Raw genomic sequence first — 16,871 nt, 5'->3', positions numbered from 1 at the left:
GCCTACCCGGAAAAATCCAAATGCCGGAGCGGTTGCGCTTCAAACAACTTAATCCAATGAAAAAGCAAATACTACTTATCCTTCTCACGAGCGTACTTTCTGTGCCCATTTGGGCCCAGGACACTGTACAGCAAACCGGATCCCTCACCGGAGGGACGATCTCCAGCCAATTTGATCACCTCCTCAAGATTTCAAACAATTACCAAGATTACAAGGTGGTCAAGAAGACACATTTGGATCAGATCCGTGCCAACGTTACCGACTCCATCAATGTATTCAAAAAGGAATTGAGTACAATCCAGGCAGACTTGGTAGAAAAGGAAACCAAGATCAAGGCCTTGGAAGCAGGTGTCACCGAAACCCAAAATCGATTGGAGTCTGCGGAAGCCGCCGTGGATAGTTTCGAATTTTTGGGCCTACAGATCCACAAATCCACCTATGTCAACATGATGTGGGCTATCGTTGGGCTGCTGACGGCGGGATTGCTGTTTTTCTTGTTCAAATACAGCCAAAGCCACAAAGTGATCGCCAAAGCCCAAAATGATTTGGCAGAAACAATAGAGGAGTTTGAGCAACACCGCAAAAACACGCTTGAGCGTGAAAGGAAACTCAAAAGGGAATTGATCGATGCCATGAACGGTAAGGTGAGCTAACTGTCCCTGCGCTGATAGAGATTAAGGAAACCCGGCCTGTTGCCGGGTTTTTTCTTTTTCCCGTCTGGCTGCGATGTCTTGACTTAGTTTTTTGATTTAGGCTGAAGCCTATGCCGATAATTTGTAATTTAGCCACCCTGCTACTTTCGAACTGAATTTCTACTTCCCAAAAACCGAACCCCATGCCTTCAAAAGGAGATAAAAAACTTTTTCTACTCGACGCCATGGCCCTGATTTACAGGGCGCATTTTGCTTTCAGCAAGACCCCAAGGATCAATTCCAAAGGCCTCAACACCGGCATCATGCTGGGTTTTACCAATACGCTGCTGGAAGTTTTGGACAAGGAAAAGCCGACACATATCGCGGTGGCATTTGATACCAAGGCGCCAACATTTCGCCACAAGCAGTTTGAAGCCTACAAGGCCAATCGACAGGAACAACCCGAAGACATCGAGGTAGGTACACCCTGGGTAAAGCGGATTGTGCAGGCATTCAATATTCCTGTGCTGGAAATGGACGGCTACGAAGCGGACGATATCATCGGTACCTTAGCCAAAAAAGCCGAACGCACCAGTTTTGAAGTCTACATGATGACGCCCGACAAGGACTATGGACAAATCGTAGAGGACCATATTTTCCTGTATAAGCCGGCATTTATGGGCAATGGCGTGGAGATATTGGGACCAAAAGAGGTGTGTGCAAAATGGGATATCGAGCATGTAGACCAAGTGCGGGATATCTTGGGCCTGATGGGAGACGCTGTGGACAATATCCCGGGAATTCCGGGAATTGGGGAAAAGACGGCAGTCAAACTTTTGAAGGAGTTTGGTTCAGTGGAAGGATTGATCCAGAATGTGGATCAGCTCAAAGGAAAGCAAAAGGAGAACGTAGAGAACTTTGCCCAGCAGGGAATCCTCTCCAAGGAATTGGCGACGATTGATATCAATGTTCCGATCGAATTTGATGAAGTCGCGCTCCGCTACGATGGACCGCACGAGGACCAATTGAAGGCAATTTTTGCTGAATTGGAGTTTAGGACACTGACGCAGCGTGTTTTTGGAGAAAAGATCAAAAAGCCCCAAGCCCGGCCAAGCGAGCAATTGGGCTTGTTTTCTACTCCAGAAGTTGCGGTGACTGAAGAAGAATTGCTGCCAGAAGAACCCTTGGCTCCGGTGCTTCAGGAGTATGACAGCATCCTGACGACCGCGAATGATTACCACAAAGTAGAGGGTGAAGATGCGATCCTGGAATTGATCAGTTACCTCGAAATCCAAGACGAATTCTGCTTCGACAGCGAGACGACATCGATCAACCCCAATGAAGCGGAACTCGTTGGGCTTTCTTTTTCCTACGTGCCCGGCGAGGCGTTTTATGTACCATTCCCGGCCGACCAAAAACAGGCCTCTCGTCAGTTGGAATTGTTCCGAAGTCTATTTGAAAATGAAAAAATCTCCAAGATTGGCCAGAACATCAAATACGACATGCTCGTGCTGATGAACTATGGCATCAAGGTTAAAGGACAATTGTACGACACCATGTTGGCCCATTATCTCATCGAGCCGGAGGGCAAGCATTCCATGGATTGGCTGGCGCAGCAATATCTCAATTACCGCCCTGTCTCGATCGAGTCATTGATTGGAAAAAAAGGAAAAGGACAAGGAAACATGCGGGATGTGGATGTGGACGATGTGGTCCAGTATGCCGCTGAGGACGCCGATGTGACCTTGAAACTCAAGCAGAAGTTTGACCCGATTATCAAGCGCAATGGTTTGGCCAAGTTGTTTTTTGAGGTTGAGAATCCCCTCATCGAAGTGCTCGCCGAAATGGAGTTTGAGGGAGTAAGGATCGATACGGGAAGTTTGGCAGAGTTGTCGGGAATCCTGGAATCTGAAAGCAAAGAGATCGAGAAACGTGTCTATGAATTGGCGGGAGTGCGTTTTAACCTTTCCTCTCCAAAGCAGCTTGGTGATGTGCTTTTCGAAAAACTCAAACTCGATCCCAAGGCCAAGAAAACCAAGACTGGCCAATATGCAACCGGAGAAGAAGTCTTGAGCAAGTTGGCGGGCGAGCACGAAATCGCGGATGCCATTTTGGAGTACCGAGAAATGGTGAAGCTCAAGTCCACCTATGTAGATGCTTTACCTACCATGATCAATCCCAAAACGGGCCGTGTCCACACTACCTATAACCAATTCGTGGCAGCCACGGGACGGCTTTCCTCGATCAACCCCAACCTCCAGAATATCCCGATCAGGACGGCAAGGGGCCGGGAAATACGCAAGGCCTTTGTTCCAAGGGACGAAAACCACGTCATCCTTTCAGCCGATTATTCCCAGATCGAACTGCGGCTGATGGCAGCATTTTCGCAGGATGCATCCATGTTGGAAGCCTTTCAGGAAGGGAAAGATATACATGCCGCTACGGCAGCGAAGATATTCAAGGTCTCTTTGGACGACGTGAATTCGGACATGCGCAGAAAGGCAAAGACCGCCAACTTTGGCATCATATACGGGATTTCGGCTTTTGGACTATCCCAGCGACTCAATATTTCGCGGACCGAAGCCAAGGAGATTATCGATGCTTATTTCACCGAGTTTCCCGCCGTCAAGACCTACATGGACAACAGCATCGAGAAGGCCCGCAAGGATGAATATGTTGAAACGATCTTGGGAAGAAGGCGCTATCTGCGGGATATCAATAGCAGGAACATGACAATGAGGGGTTTTGCGGAGCGAAACGCCATCAATGCCCCGCTGCAGGGTTCGGCTGCGGACTTGATCAAAGTAGCGATGATCGACGTCCATCGTTGGTTGAAAAAGGAGAACCTCAAATCAAAAATGATCCTGCAGGTGCATGACGAATTGGTGTTTGACGCCCACAAGGACGAGGTCGAAATCTTGAAGAGACAAATCCCGTATTTGATGACCCATGCGGTGAAGCTGCCTGTGCCTTTGGAAGTAGAGGTTGGGACCGGGAAGGATTGGCTGGAGGCGCATTGATAGGGCCACAAAAAACGAATGACTTGGCTTCAAAATTTGAGGAAAAAAGGATTATTCGCAGTAGATCTGCCTAAGAATTCTCGATCATCCGTAGCCAGTATTGCTTTTTGGGCTCTCGGTTTTTCTTCGCAAAGTCAGTGTGGAATTGATGGGCTTTGAGAAATCTGACTTGGATGTTTTTCCATTCTTCTTCCGTCTGGATAACGTTGGAGATTTTCAGTTCTTCAAAAAGTTTGGAACTGATTTCGGGATAATCATCCCTGCCCAGGTAATCCAAATCTGCATCGCAAAGGATTTTTTGGAGCTCGTTTGTGGGTGATTGGGGGATTTTTGTAGCGAGAATCAAGCCCTGTACACTTTCGATGCAATGTTGGCCGACGTTGTGTTTCCGGAGGATTTCCTCAGCCATTTTTGCCCCCACTTCTTCGTGGTTGGAGTTGCCTTGGGTAAAGCCGATGTCATGCATCAGGGCGCCGATTCTTAGTTCACAGGCCTCTTGTTCCGGGAGCTTCAATCTATCGATGTATTGGTTGCAAACATCATACACATCCATGATATGGGACATGTCGTGGTACTTGAGGCTACTCGGGAGATCAGATTCCAACTTGGACAAAACCTCCTTTTTTATGTTTAAGAATTCCTTCATTCGGCTTGTTTAGGTCAAACCCAAAGCTGTGGTATGGGTAAGTTAATCAACACAAATTAAATCTTGATCCTTTTTAAACTACGTGTTCAATATGGTTGGAAATATGTTCATGAATATATATTTCAGCAGCTTCAATGTCTGGGCCGAAAACCGTCAACAACAAAAGCCGGGATTTGGGATTCTTCAACACATGCAGTCCACCTCCAAATTCCATAAAATATAAATTAAATTTTTTTATAAATCAGAATGAAGATAAGATTAATCAAATCACTCCGAAATTAATGCCAATAATTTCCTGCCCGTATAATGGTACGGGAGGAATAATTGTCCCAAACATATCCATGGACCAAATCGGCGAATGTACTTCCCGTCTAAGCTGCGGGAATTAGTGCTGACCTAAATTTGATTTTACTTGCGAAATAGTATTGGAATCAACGTTTGAAATATAGGGAAATATTCCCAAACACACTAAATTGATATTAGTCAATTTTTGGGGGTGATTTTTTTGGAACCAATTCTATCCGCGGTTGTCGAATTTTCTGAAAATCAACTGGACAAATTCCTCTACGATTTCCGAGTTTTTATTCCAGCCGAGTTCACCGACATAGCGTTCATTCAGCAGTTCGATGGCTTCGACAAATGACTTGCATTCGTCAATGGATCGAAGCGCATGCTTTAGCAAATCGGGGTTGCCGTCAAAAAGCTCTTTGGTAAACATAAACCGTTGGTTCAATCCCACACTTTCTGCGAGGTCCTTGATGGTACCCTTCATCACGGAATATTGTTCGTTTTCGAGGCGGTTCCAGATTTCGATCGGATCGATCCGATTTTCCAGGTTGACGGTTTTGAACCTACGTTCGGACGGCAGGTCTTTCAGGTCCTCTTCTACCATCACCGTATCTTCCAATTCAGGTTCTTGTCCCGATACAGGCATCCGGATCGGAAGGGGTTTTGAGGGCTCTTCAATTTGGTCGAAGAAAGATTCCGTGGCCAGGGGTTCTTGGATTGGCTGAGGCGCAGGTTTTGGAATTTCCTCGATTTGCTCGTCCTGGACTGGGATCAGAAGGTCAAAATCCAAAAACTTGATTTGGCCCATGCTGTTGAGCAGGGATTTGTAGCTATCGAGACCTGCTTTTTGGCTGGCAAAGTTATTTTCCAAAGCCCTCGTGTAAGCTTCCCGCGTATGCTGCAATCCCGCCCGGTCGATCAGGCTCGAAATCAGGGCGGTGTGCCACTTGATGTATTTTTTGTTGTCTTTCAAAAACTGGTTCACATCTTGGTCTTTGACTTTTGCAATTTCGTTTTTGAAAAAATCCAAGGGGTTGACTGCCAGGGAAATGCTCTCCTTCACTGCTTGGATCAAAAGGGGCTCAAAGTGCTGCCTTTCGATCTTGATTGTGCGGGAGAGGAGGTTGGCAAATTCGCGCAAAGACTCGTGGACGGCTTTGTCACGATAATCGAAATAAGGACTGCTTTTCAGTTTTTCGATTTCAAGTTGCCAAGTTTCAAACAGAATCTTGATGATGAAAAAATTGACCTGAATGCTCGGGGTCAGGGTGATGATCTCCTGTCCCGTCATGTACTTCTTGGTTTTGAAATAGTCCGCACACACCAAACCACTAAATTCCTTCGCGTAGCTTTCTACATAATTGCTATTTATCTTCGCTGACATAATCCTACCGTTTTCTATTTTTTTGCCGCCAATGCTATGCTGAAAATCGTCATCCAAAATCTACAACGACGCGAATTATCTTCCTCGCATGCTGGAGGCAAAGTTATTGATTTAATCCATCAAAACGGCATAGATTGGATGCATGCCTGCGGAAAAAAAGGACGCTGTATCACCTGCAAAATCATCGTCCTCTCGGGGATGGAAAACCTCTCCCCGCTCACCGAACCGGAAGAAATTTACCGTGATTTGGGCAAGTTAAAACCAAACGAAAGGCTATCTTGCCAAGCCAAAATCATGGATGGGGAACTGACGGTTCGGGTTGCGGAGGAAAACAAATTGCCCCATATCCATTACAGCGAGTAGAAAGTATGTTTATAGAACCTTCCATCGGAAAATCCAGAAATCCTGATCGCCGAGGTCATATAGAGGTGATCTGCGGCTCCATGTTTTCTGGGAAAACGGAAGAACTCATCAGACGCCTCAACCGTGCCCTGATTGCACGCCAAAAGGTCGAGATTTTCAAACCCTCCATTGACAAGCGTTACCATGATTTCGATGTAGTCTCGCATAACGAGAATGCGATCCGGTCTACGCCCGTGAATTTCGCGGATGACATCATTTTGCTTGCAGGAGATTGCGACGTGGTCGGCATTGACGAGGTACAGTTTTTCGATCAGCGGATCGTGGAGGTTGCGGATATTTTGGCCAACGCCGGCAAAAGGGTCATTTTGGCCGGATTGGATATGGATTTTGCGGGGAAGCCATTTGAACCTATGCCTCAGTTATTAGCCATTGCGGAATACGTGACCAAGGTCCATGCGATCTGCATGAAATGCGGCAATCTGGCATCCTATTCCTACCGGTTGACTGCCGCCCAAGACAAGGTTCTCTTGGGTGAGAAGGACAGCTACGAAGCCCGCTGCAGAAAGTGTTTCCACGAGCCCAGGTAACAGTGACTTATGCTCCAAAAAACCCGCGGTATCGTCGTTTCTTTTATCAAATACGGTGATACCTCCGTCATCGTCAAGATTTTTACCCGGGAAATGGGGCTGCGTTCCTATATCGTGAATGGTGTCAGGTCAAGTTCCCGGTCAAACAAGATGGCATTTTACCAGCCTTTGACCTTGTTGGAGCTTGTTGTTTACGAAAAAGAGGGCAAAAATCTGCAGCGAATATCGGAGGTTAAGCTGCTGAGACCCCATCAGCGCATCCCTTTTGATTTTGTAAGGTCGGCTGTGGCGATGTTTATGGCGGAAGTGCTTGGCAAATCAGTCGTGGAGGGATATCACAACGAGTCTTATTATGATTTTTTGGAAGCGGCCGTGGATCAGCTCGATTCGGATCGGGCACATCTTTCCCATTTCCCGCTTGTTTTCCTGTGGGAGGGATCCAAGTTTCTCGGATTCCCGCCGGAGGATGCGGATTCGTTTTATGAGGAACTTGAACCGATTTTGGGTGTTTCCAGTCAGCTACAGGCTGAAAAACAATACCTGAATTCGCTGATGGAGGCATCTTTTGGATTCAGTGAAAAGATTTCGCCGATTTATAAAAAAAGGCTTTTGGATCATTTCCTGACTTACTATGCCAAGCATCTGGAAATTTACCCGGAATGGAAATCAGTAGAAGTTCTTAGGCAGTTGATGCAGGGATAAATTTATCCTTGATTAAAAATTTGTTATTTCAGCGTTATACCTGTAATATTGTGCACTCACAGAGAAGAAAACCCTCTCCCCCTGGGTTTTATCGTAGCTGAATCCCTTTTTCATTCAGATCTGTCAGAATCATCACAGGAATTCATCACACATTCACACACACTTCATTTATTCATTTCATAAGCTTTTTATGTATAACATAGAAGAACTAAGAATCAGGCTTCTTTCTGAGCTGAAAGAGATTGCCGAGGAATTGGGCGTAAAAAATCACAAATCACTCAAGAAAGACGAATTGGTTTACGCAATCCTTGAGCAGCAGGCCATCACCGACGAGTCATCGCTGCCCAAAAAAAGGCCGTCAGTAGTTGAGACAGCGCCAGCGCAAGCCGAAAGCAAACCCGCCCCCGAAAAAATTGCTCAAGAATCACCTGCCCCAGAATCCAAACCCAAATTCAGAAGAGAAAACGTAGCCGAAATCAAGAAGGAGGAAAACCCCGCTCCGGAAGCTGCGCCAAGTCCTGCACCGAAACCTGAATTTGCCAAGCCTGAATTCAAACGCGAAGAGCGTCCAGCGCCACGGCGTGAGGCACCTGCACCAAGAGAGAATGGTGGCAGGCCAAATCTGCAACAGGAAGAACCCGCGAAGTTCATCCGGCCACGCAGACGTGTCGTGGATGAAATCGTACCATCGCCAGCCGCACAGCCCGCGCCGATAGAACCGGAAGTGGAATTGCCAAGAAGAAAGAACTTCAGGGATATCGAAGAGGCCCACATTCCAGCCGCTGAGATTATTCCAACAAAGAAAAAACCATATGTAAGCGTCAAGGAGTTTGAGGGAATCATCGAAAACGAGGGCGTACTTGAGATCACGCCCGAGAGCTTCGGATTCATGCGGTCTTTGGATTACAATTACCTCGCTTCCCCAGATGACATTTACGTGTCTCCCTCCCAAATCAAACTTTTTGGACTCAAGACAGGTGACCATATCAAAGGCACCATCCGCCCGCCTAAGGAAGGTGAAAAATATTTCGCGCTTCTAAAAGTTATCACTGTCAACGGAAAGACTACCGAGGAAATCAGAGACAGGGTTCCTTTCGAATACCTGACACCGTTGTTTCCACAGGAGCGCCTAAAGTTGGCCACCAAGCACGATAATTATTCCACAAGGATTTTGGACCTGTTTGCTCCGATAGGAAAAGGACAGCGAGGCATGATCGTTGCGCAGCCCAAAACTGGTAAAACCGTCCTGCTTCAACAGATTGCCAACGCCATTTCGGAAAACCATCCGGAAGTGCATCTGATGATCCTTTTGATCGACGAGCGTCCTGAAGAGGTTACGGATATGGCGCGTTCGGTAAAGGCGGAAGTAATATCTTCTACCTTCGACGAACAAGCTGAAAGACATGTGAAAGTCGCTTCCATTGTCTTGGAAAAAGCCAAGAGAATGGTGGAATGCGGCCACGATGTCGTAATTCTATTGGATTCCATCACGAGATTGGCAAGGGCCTACAACACGGTCGTGCCAAGTTCAGGTAAAATCCTTTCCGGTGGTGTAGACGCCAATGCGCTCCACAAGCCAAAGCGCTTCTTCGGTGCTGCGCGGAATGTGGAAAACGGTGGTTCTTTGACCATCATCGCCACGGCATTGGTGGAGACAGGTTCCAAGATGGACGAGGTGATCTTCGAAGAATTCAAAGGAACAGGTAACATGGAATTGGCTTTGGATAGAAAACTTTCCAACAGGAGGATTTATCCATCCATCGACGTTCCAAGTTCGGGTACCAGAAGGGAAGATCTGCTCATGGACAAGGAAGAAATGCAGCGTGTCTGGATTTTGAGGAAACTCATGTCGGACATGACATCGCAAGAGGCAATGGAATTCCTGCTCCAAAGAATGAAGGGAACCCGAGACAACGTCGAATTCCTCATCAGCATGAACGGCTAATGTGTATCAAACATTTCAAATTAAGTCCAGGTCTTGCGAGGCTTGGACTTTTTTATTTACCATTTTTTTGGTGTTCATTTTGGGAAAAATGCTTTGTAAATCAAGTCCTTGGCCTATAGATGGCCAGTTGTTAACTTGTTGCTAAGAATGGGCAAGAAAATCACCCTTAAGCGTCCCATTCCTGCCCTAGAAAATGAAATTTTTTTCATCCTTTCCGCAGATTGGATACCGACTGATTCCGTTGGTTTGGAAACTGTCGCTGGGCTTTTTGTTTCTTGTTATTCAAAATGAAACGGTAGCCGAGGGCTCGGGGAATTGGGGCACAGCAACGGATCGCCAAAGTTGGCTTTGGTACCCGGGAAATACAGGTTCAGGTGGATATGCCAACCGCGGTTACATGTTGCTGCCTTCTTCGGTCACCGGTTACAATGGGGGACACAGGCTTTATGTGTACGTCAAGGATGGTGAAACCGTTTTTTGGGGATTTCGTCGTCACGGTACGACGGGAAATATCCGAGTGGCTTGGTATTATGACGCAGGAACTTCTGATTTTTTCCCTGTGGGAACCTCAGGTGCAGCGAGGACACTTGCCGCAAGTCAGGATTACGATGCCAGCACCGCTGGGGCTGCGCAAGGCAGACCAGGCACCGGACTCGATGCGCTGAATGGCCCCTCCCAAATAACTGGAGCTGGCTACCAAGGATATTCTTTCACAAACAGTACAGGCGCTGCAAGGGCCTTTTGGGTAGAAATATCCAGTACTTCGGGAAACCACATCACAGCTGGATTTAATATCAATTTTTGGGATATTACCGTAGCTTCAGGGACTCCAGGCGGGTATGTGGAGCATTCGGGAAGGGTTTACAGTAGATTTTGGAGCATCGCCAATTCAAGACCATCAGGATCGAGTACCACGCTGTCGCTAACAAAAGGCCTGGCTGACGACTACTCGTTCCATGACGATTTTGGATTTTATGTTCCGGTAGATAATACCTTCTCAGCAGCAGGGAATGATTATTTTGTAAAGCGGGTCAATCTTTCAGGTTCCAGTGGTGGTTGGACAAACTTCTTTGCCAATAAAGATGGCCCACGTAATACGCTCACTTTCGAGGAAAACAGGAAATCCATCGCAGGGACTTCCTCCAATTTCCAATATCCGCTGTTTATCAGCGATCCTGATCCCAGTATCTGGGCGACAACAACTCCACCCTCCGCGAGTCTGCTGATCAACTACCAGGAAAAATCCCCCCCCGCGACAGGTGGAGAAGCCACTGTAGACCTGACCATCAGCTTACCCGCGGTAGTGGATGTGTTGATCGACCTGAATGAAAACGCGGTTTATGATGTAGGCACAGACGTGATCATCTCCGAGAAATTCGATGCGCCTGGTACTTACCAAATTTATTGGGATGGGGAGGATGCGGGCGGGACACCGGTTCCAAAGGGAACCAAGGTGGACGTGATCGCCTCCGTTGTTTTTTATCCGGTGCATTTCCCGATTTATGATTTGGAGCAAAGCCTCGGAATCACTGTGACCAATGTGCGTCCCGGAGTAGTGGAAAACAACAAGATCTTTTGGGATGATACGCTTATTCCCCGTACCAGCTTGACTCCGAGCGACAGCCCCCAGTCTTTGGAAGCCAACTTCACGGGCGTACTTGGCCCGGACCACATCTGGTGGGCAACTGGAGACAACGGCTTTAGCAACAACATCACGATCAATACCTGGGCTGGTTCGTACTACACTGAGGTCTCGGAATCGTTTAGGATATTGCCGGTGCGGTGGCTCTATTTTTCGGGAAAGGCTTCTGAGAACGGTATTCGATTAGAGTGGGCTACCGCCCAAGAACGGGACAACGCCTATTTTATCCCGCAAAAGTCTAATGACGCAAGGACTTGGAGTGCGCTTCCAAGGGTGCAAGGAAAGGGAGACTCAGATTCCGTCTCCCTATATGAATCATGGGATACGAATCCATTTTTTGGAAGAAATTATTACCGGATACTGCAACAAGACGTAGACGGAAAATCCAATTATTCCGAAGTGATTCGTGTCGAGTACACTGGTTCATTGGATCTCCTGGTCTATCCAAATCCATTTGGTACGGAAATCAAAATCGAGGGAAATGGTGTAGCAGATGTTGGTTTCGTCCTGTTTGATAGTCGGGGTGTCTCCCAGCCATTTGTGCCGAAATCAATGGCGGATGATCGTGTGGTATTGGAAATTGGGGAAATTCCCTCAGGAGTTTATTTTCTTCAAATCAGGACACGGTCCAGCGTCTTTCTTCAGAAACTAGTGAAGGCTAAGTGATTCAAAGAGTCTTTGCGGGTTTTTTCAGGAAAAAGATCAATTTGTCGCCTATACTTTTGAATTGTTGTGATTATTCAAGAATGAATAGAACATAATGAAAATGGATTTTGAACAAGAATTTTTGTTTTGTAAACTAAATAGTTGTTTAATTTAATTGTTTTTTCCTTAATTGAGGATATGTTTCAGGATTCACCTGCCTGAAACGGTTGCTTTTCACCTATATTTTGAATGTTCGATGTCTTTTTTCAAGCGAAGTTTTGGACTTAGATTAGTTTGTTTTTTTGGCCTCGCGATAGGATTTGGATTCCTTTCCAGTCGGGCTTATGCTGAAGGATCCGGTAATTGGGGAACAGCAAGCAACAGGCAGAGTATGCTTTGGTATCCCAGTAGTTCTGGGGCAGGTGGTTATAGCAACAGAGGCTATATGCTAGTACCATCAAATACTCCGGATTACGATGGAGGCCATCGTCTATATGTCTATGTAAAGGCAGGAGAAACGGTTTTTTGGGGATTTAGAGTTGTGTCGAGTTCAGTTTCAACCATTCGAGTGCGTTGGTTTTATGATCCTACCACGAGTGGCTTTTTTCCAACGGGAACGAATTCGTCTACACGGGTCCAAAGAAGTTCAACCGACTACAACGCCTCAGCGAGTGGTGGCGCGACTGGGCGTCCTCAGAATGCAAGTGCAGCCCTTAATGGGCCGTCCCAGATCACCGGAACCGGATACACCGCCCAGTCCTTTACCAATAACACGGGCGCGGATAGGGCTTTTTGGGTGGAAATATCAAATGCCAACACAAGCAGCTCGCATATTTCGGGTGGATTCAATATCAATTTTTGGGACATCACTGTAGCGGCCGGCACTGCAGGTGGATTTGTGGAAAAGCCGGGAAGAGTATATAGCCGTTTTTGGAGTGTTGCAAACTCCAGAAGTGATCCCACACAAGGTTCTTCCACCTCACTTACTGTACAAAAAGGTGTGGCGGATAGCTACTCCTTTCACAATGATTTTGGATTTTACGTGCCCGTCGACAATACCTTCACAGGTGCAAGCGATGACTATTTTGTGAAAAGGGTGCGTCTTGAGGGTTCAGGCGGATGGACGAACTTCTTCGCCAACATGGATGGGCCACGCAATGACTTAAGTTTTGAAGAGAACCGAAAGTCCAGGTCCGGAACATCCTCCAACTATCAATATCCATTGTTTATCAGTGATCCTGACCCTGATATTTGGAAAACCACTGCTCCTCCCACGGCAAGCTTGAATATCGAGTATCTTGCCAAAACGCCCCCAGAAATCGGAGGTGAGGCCAAAGTAAATGTGACGGTCAGTCTTCCCGCAATTGTGGATGTCTTGATAGATTTGAATGGGAATCTGACCTATGATGCCGGTACGGATATTCTGATTTCCGAGAAATATGAGACCCCTGGCACCTATCAGATCAACTGGAATGGGGAAGATGCTTCCGGAAATCCAACTCCACCAGATACCGAAGTAGAAGTAGTGGCGACCGTGGTATTTTTTCCAGTCCATTTCCCTATCCATGACTTGGAGCAAAGTCTTGGAATTACCGTTACCAACATCCGGCCCGGTGCTGTGGAAAACAACAATATTTTTTGGGATAACAGCCTGATCCCAAGGACTGGGATCACTCCGGGAGATAGCCCACGTTCAATTGCTGTAAACACCACGGGAGTGCAAGGGCCGGACCATATTTGGTGGGCGACGGGGGATAATGGCTTCGGTAATAACGTCACCATCAACACCTGGGCAGGATCGTACTTTACGGAAGTACGTGAAAACTTCAGGATTCTGCCTGTGCAGTGGTTGTATTTCCGTGGCAAATCAATTGAAAACCGGGTGCGTATTGAATGGGCTACTGCAAAAGAAAAGGATAATGCGGGCTTTGATATCATGAGGTCCAGAGATGCCAAAAACTGGGAAAAAATAGGAGAGGAAAAGGGCAAAGGAGACAGCGATGTGCCCGTTGCATATCAGTTTTGGGATACCCAGCCCATGGTAGGTCCCAATTACTACCGGCTTCGCCAATTTGATTTTGATGGCAAAGAGGAATTCACTGCCGTAATCAGGGTAGACTTTATCCCGGATTGGGATATTTACATCTATCCGAATCCAGTACAACGGGAGCTTTTTATCCAATCCAAAGATATCGACGAAATGGAGGTTTCCCTTTTTGATCCAAATGGAAAAGCCACCTCGTTTTTCCCCAAAGTGATGGATTCCGATAAGATGTCATTGGATATTTCGGCCTTGGACGCCGGAGTTTACATTATTCAAGTGAAAAAAGGAGAAAAGATTTACTCCAAAAAAGTGATCAAATCGAATTGAAATCCCAAATACGATTTTTCTTAGACCGCCGAATTGATTTTCGGCGGTTTTTTTGTTTCCAGCCGGCATCCAAGGTTTTCCTTTCTTTCCTTATCCCTTGGGAAATTTTTTAGGGCCAATTTTCGCGTCCCTTTAGCGAATCACTTTTCTTACAAAAAAAGACGTCGCGGCCAAACTTGATTTAAGTCAATTTGAAATGCAACAAAATAGCGATAAGTTGCAATTTAAATGCATTTTGATATTCCTGGAAACAAATGGTGGTAGCCTACTGGGAGCAGATAAGAAGTAATGGATCAAGTATAGGGCCAACGTTCATCGTAGCGATTTTGGCGATGTTCTGCTTGTTTACTACTTTCCTACCTAGCCTCGCCCAGACATACACCACAAGTGGTCTGAGCGACAATTGGGATAATCCCGCAGCTTGGATCATCACCAATCCTGACAATTGTCCTACCCCCAACTCTGCCGCCACGCCGCCGCTGGGACCGGTATTTTTTCCTGCCTGCCCCATCCGGATTGTGATCAACCATCCTATTACGCGAACTGCCGGCAATTCAAATTTCGGCGGTGGACAGCTGGTATCGCTTTCGATCAATAACGGTGGGCGACTATCGACGACGGGAAATATGGGCATTAACAATGCGGGCGGGAATGCTTTCCAAATACAAATGAATGACGGTGCCCAGCTAAACGTGAATGGTATTCTTAGCCTTCAAGCGGGAGCAATTTTGAATATGGTGAATGCAACACCAATTTCTCCCTCCACCAGCATTCAAGCTGCAGAACTTCGGTTTTTAAATAGCGGCTCCGGCAACACTTTGAACATCGGTGCGAACACTATCGTGGAGATCCAGACCCAAACCCGGCTCGAGGGAGGCGGCATCCTCAATATCCAGGGAAGTTTGGTGACCGCAACATTCAACTCCGCAAATGCAGGCGGAAATCAGGTCAACGTCTCAGGCGAGGGCACAATCAATGCAACGGGCAACATGGTAATCGATGGATTCCCTATGACAGTCAGCGGAAACGCCGGTGTCGTGGTAGGTGGCAACTTGACTTCTTCCAACAATGGGGGAACAGCGCTGAATCTCAATGGCCCCAATACAAGTTTCATTGTGCTTGATTATGGATCTGTTTTAGACACTTCCCCTGTGGGAGATTGTTTCCAAACACCTGAAAACGGGAGTACTTGTTTTTCTCAAGCCTGTTTGGAGGTTAGGGAACTCCCAGCCTACAACTTGAATGTTCCGCAGGGCTTTGATAGGATTTATACTTTTCGCTGCAATACCAATTGGACGGTTCCAAATAACACCGAAACCGAAGAGCTTCTCGATGAAGCTGAAATCCTAATCGTCGCCGGCGGTGGAGGCGGTGGACGGGGTCAGAGTGCTGGGGGCGGCGGTGCTGGCGGGCTTTTGTATATCGAATCGGAGATGCTAACCCCGGGTTCAACTGTCCTCATAACGATTGGAAATGGGGGACGTGGTTCGACAAGTACGTTGTTCAAGGGAGCAAACGGTGGAAATTCTTCTTTTGGGACTTCTTTTGTTGCGATTGGAGGAGGAGGAGGAGGTTCAAGATCGACAACTAACAATGATCTTCGAACCGGTAATTCTGGAGGCTCGGGCGGAGGTGGTGCCTACGCAAATGGTGCTTCAGGCGGTTTGGGATCAACTGGCCAGGGGAATAATGGCGCTGCAGCTTCAAACTTTGCCAGCAATCCACAAAGAAGATTTGGTGCAGGCGGAGGTGGAGCGGGATCGCCAGGATCACAAGGGTCGGGAAATCCCGCAGTCGGCGGAAATGGTGGTTTGGGTCTACAGTTTTCCATCTCTAACTCTAGTCTTTTTTATGCTGGCGGCGGAGGTGGAATGGGTGAAGGGCCTGGTGCAAATCAACGTCCGGGTACAGGTGGCTCAGGTGTAGGAGGGAATGCAAACGGACCGGGGAACGCCCGGAATGGACAACCCTTCACGGGCTCTGGTGGTGGCGCGACTTCCGCTGACGGTGGTGGAAACGGTGCCTCCGGCGTCGTCATCGTCCGCCAAAGTTTCCGCATTCTTCCTGTTGAGTTTTTGTATATCGACGCGAATTTCCGACGGGAACACCGGGAAGTACTTGTCACTTGGGCCACGGGTAAGGAATGGAACAATTCGCATTTTGAAATCCAAAGGTCCGATGATGGGCTGAAAACCTGGAAGACCTTGGACAATGTCCCAGGCAAAGGTTGGTCTGATACCAAAACGGAGTACCGATATGTCGATGGATTCCCTCCCTTGATTGGGGGCTTGCTGTATTATCGGATCAAGCAGGTGGATTTCGACGGCAGGTTTGCGCTCAGCAAGGTCGTGGCCGTTCGCGTACCCCAATTGATCGAGACCAAGGGTACTTGGATTATCTACCCAAATCCTGTCCGAAACCTGCCTGTCCGACTGGAGTTAGTGGATGCACAGGGTTATCAGGGTCAGGAGATTTCGATCAGAATCATCCACCCTATGGGTGAGGCTGTCAGCAAAAGTGGAACTGACTTGGAAGCGCTTCAAACATGGATGAGCGGGGTATTCTCACGCGGACAGCGCGGTGTGTATGTCGTCGAGATTTCCTGGGGCAAATACAGGGAGTACCACAAGGTAATCGCGCAGGATT

General features: G+C 47.3%; 11 protein-coding genes. 9 read left to right on the top strand and 2 right to left on the bottom strand.

Going from position 1 to position 16,871, the window contains the following annotated elements; all coding sequences use genetic code 11:
- Window positions 1-56 precede the first annotated feature (56 nt).
- Window positions 57-653, top strand: coding sequence for a hypothetical protein (locus C943_RS15495; protein WP_040480984.1), 597 nt, complete (start codon window positions 57-59; stop codon window positions 651-653).
- A gap of 182 nt (window positions 654-835) precedes the next feature.
- The gene (gene polA / locus C943_RS15490) at window positions 836-3,652 is read left to right on the top strand and encodes a DNA polymerase I (protein WP_008629615.1); all 2,817 of its coding nucleotides are present in this window, start codon (window positions 836-838) and stop codon (window positions 3,650-3,652) included.
- A 70-nt stretch (window positions 3,653-3,722) separates the two neighbouring features.
- Here polA and C943_RS15485 read toward each other — a convergent pair whose 3' ends face one another.
- Window positions 3,723-4,298, bottom strand: coding sequence for an HD domain-containing protein (locus C943_RS15485; RefSeq protein WP_008629614.1), 576 nt, complete (start codon window positions 4,296-4,298; stop codon window positions 3,723-3,725).
- 517 nt (window positions 4,299-4,815) lie between these two features.
- On the bottom strand, window positions 4,816-5,970 hold the full coding sequence (locus C943_RS15480) for a hypothetical protein (RefSeq protein WP_008629612.1): 1,155 nt from the start codon (window positions 5,968-5,970) through the stop codon (window positions 4,816-4,818).
- Window positions 5,971-6,006: 36 nt separating this feature from the next.
- Between C943_RS15480 and C943_RS15475 the strand changes: the two genes are divergently transcribed.
- The 7 genes from C943_RS15475 to C943_RS22585 form a co-directional block, all read left to right on the top strand.
- Window positions 6,007-6,333 (top strand): 2Fe-2S iron-sulfur cluster-binding protein, encoded by a 327-nt coding sequence (locus C943_RS15475; protein ID WP_040480955.1) that lies wholly within the window; start codon window positions 6,007-6,009, stop codon window positions 6,331-6,333.
- A gap of 5 nt (window positions 6,334-6,338) precedes the next feature.
- Window positions 6,339-6,920 (top strand): thymidine kinase, encoded by a 582-nt coding sequence (locus C943_RS15470; RefSeq protein ID WP_040480953.1) that lies wholly within the window; start codon window positions 6,339-6,341, stop codon window positions 6,918-6,920.
- A 9-nt stretch (window positions 6,921-6,929) separates the two neighbouring features.
- A complete protein-coding gene (gene recO, locus C943_RS15465; RefSeq protein ID WP_008629609.1) occupies window positions 6,930-7,622 on the top strand; it encodes a DNA repair protein RecO in 693 nt (230 codons plus the stop codon).
- Window positions 7,623-7,812: 190 nt separating this feature from the next.
- Window positions 7,813-9,567, top strand: coding sequence for a transcription termination factor Rho (gene rho, locus C943_RS15460; protein WP_008629608.1), 1,755 nt, complete (start codon window positions 7,813-7,815; stop codon window positions 9,565-9,567).
- A gap of 193 nt (window positions 9,568-9,760) precedes the next feature.
- Window positions 9,761-11,875 (top strand): T9SS type A sorting domain-containing protein, encoded by a 2,115-nt coding sequence (locus C943_RS15455; RefSeq protein WP_051069624.1) that lies wholly within the window; start codon window positions 9,761-9,763, stop codon window positions 11,873-11,875.
- Between the two features lie 424 nt (window positions 11,876-12,299).
- Window positions 12,300-14,225, top strand: a complete 1,926-nt coding sequence (locus tag C943_RS15445) for a T9SS type A sorting domain-containing protein (protein ID WP_157198577.1) — start codon at window positions 12,300-12,302, stop codon at window positions 14,223-14,225.
- Between the two features lie 254 nt (window positions 14,226-14,479).
- A partial coding sequence (locus tag C943_RS22585) for a glycine-rich domain-containing protein (RefSeq protein WP_342664159.1) occupies window positions 14,480-16,871 on the top strand: 2,392 nt, incomplete at its 3' end.

The sequence above is a fragment of the Mariniradius saccharolyticus AK6 genome, from assembly GCF_000330725.2.
GTDB classification, from domain to species: Bacteria; Bacteroidota; Bacteroidia; order Cytophagales; family Cyclobacteriaceae; genus Mariniradius; species Mariniradius saccharolyticus.
Note: the sequence above shows the minus strand (reverse complement) of the source record. Positions and strands in the feature narration are given on the sequence as shown.

Excerpts from the sequence above, each read along its gene's own strand:
- C943_RS15495 (WP_040480984.1), top strand. The coding sequence starts at position 57 with ATGAAAAAGCAAATACTACTTATCCTTCTCACGAGCGTACTTTCTGTG.
- polA (WP_008629615.1), top strand. The coding sequence starts at position 836 with ATGCCTTCAAAAGGAGATAAAAAACTTTTTCTACTCGACGCCATGGCC.
- C943_RS15485 (WP_008629614.1), bottom strand. The coding sequence starts at position 4,298 with ATGAAGGAATTCTTAAACATAAAAAAGGAGGTTTTGTCCAAGTTGGAA.
- C943_RS15480 (WP_008629612.1), bottom strand. The coding sequence starts at position 5,970 with ATGTCAGCGAAGATAAATAGCAATTATGTAGAAAGCTACGCGAAGGAA.
- C943_RS15475 (WP_040480955.1), top strand. The coding sequence starts at position 6,007 with ATGCTGAAAATCGTCATCCAAAATCTACAACGACGCGAATTATCTTCC.
- C943_RS15470 (WP_040480953.1), top strand. The coding sequence starts at position 6,339 with ATGTTTATAGAACCTTCCATCGGAAAATCCAGAAATCCTGATCGCCGA.
- recO (WP_008629609.1), top strand. The coding sequence starts at position 6,930 with ATGCTCCAAAAAACCCGCGGTATCGTCGTTTCTTTTATCAAATACGGT.
- rho (WP_008629608.1), top strand. The coding sequence starts at position 7,813 with ATGTATAACATAGAAGAACTAAGAATCAGGCTTCTTTCTGAGCTGAAA.
- C943_RS15455 (WP_051069624.1), top strand. The coding sequence starts at position 9,761 with ATGAAATTTTTTTCATCCTTTCCGCAGATTGGATACCGACTGATTCCG.
- C943_RS15445 (WP_157198577.1), top strand. The coding sequence starts at position 12,300 with ATGCTAGTACCATCAAATACTCCGGATTACGATGGAGGCCATCGTCTA.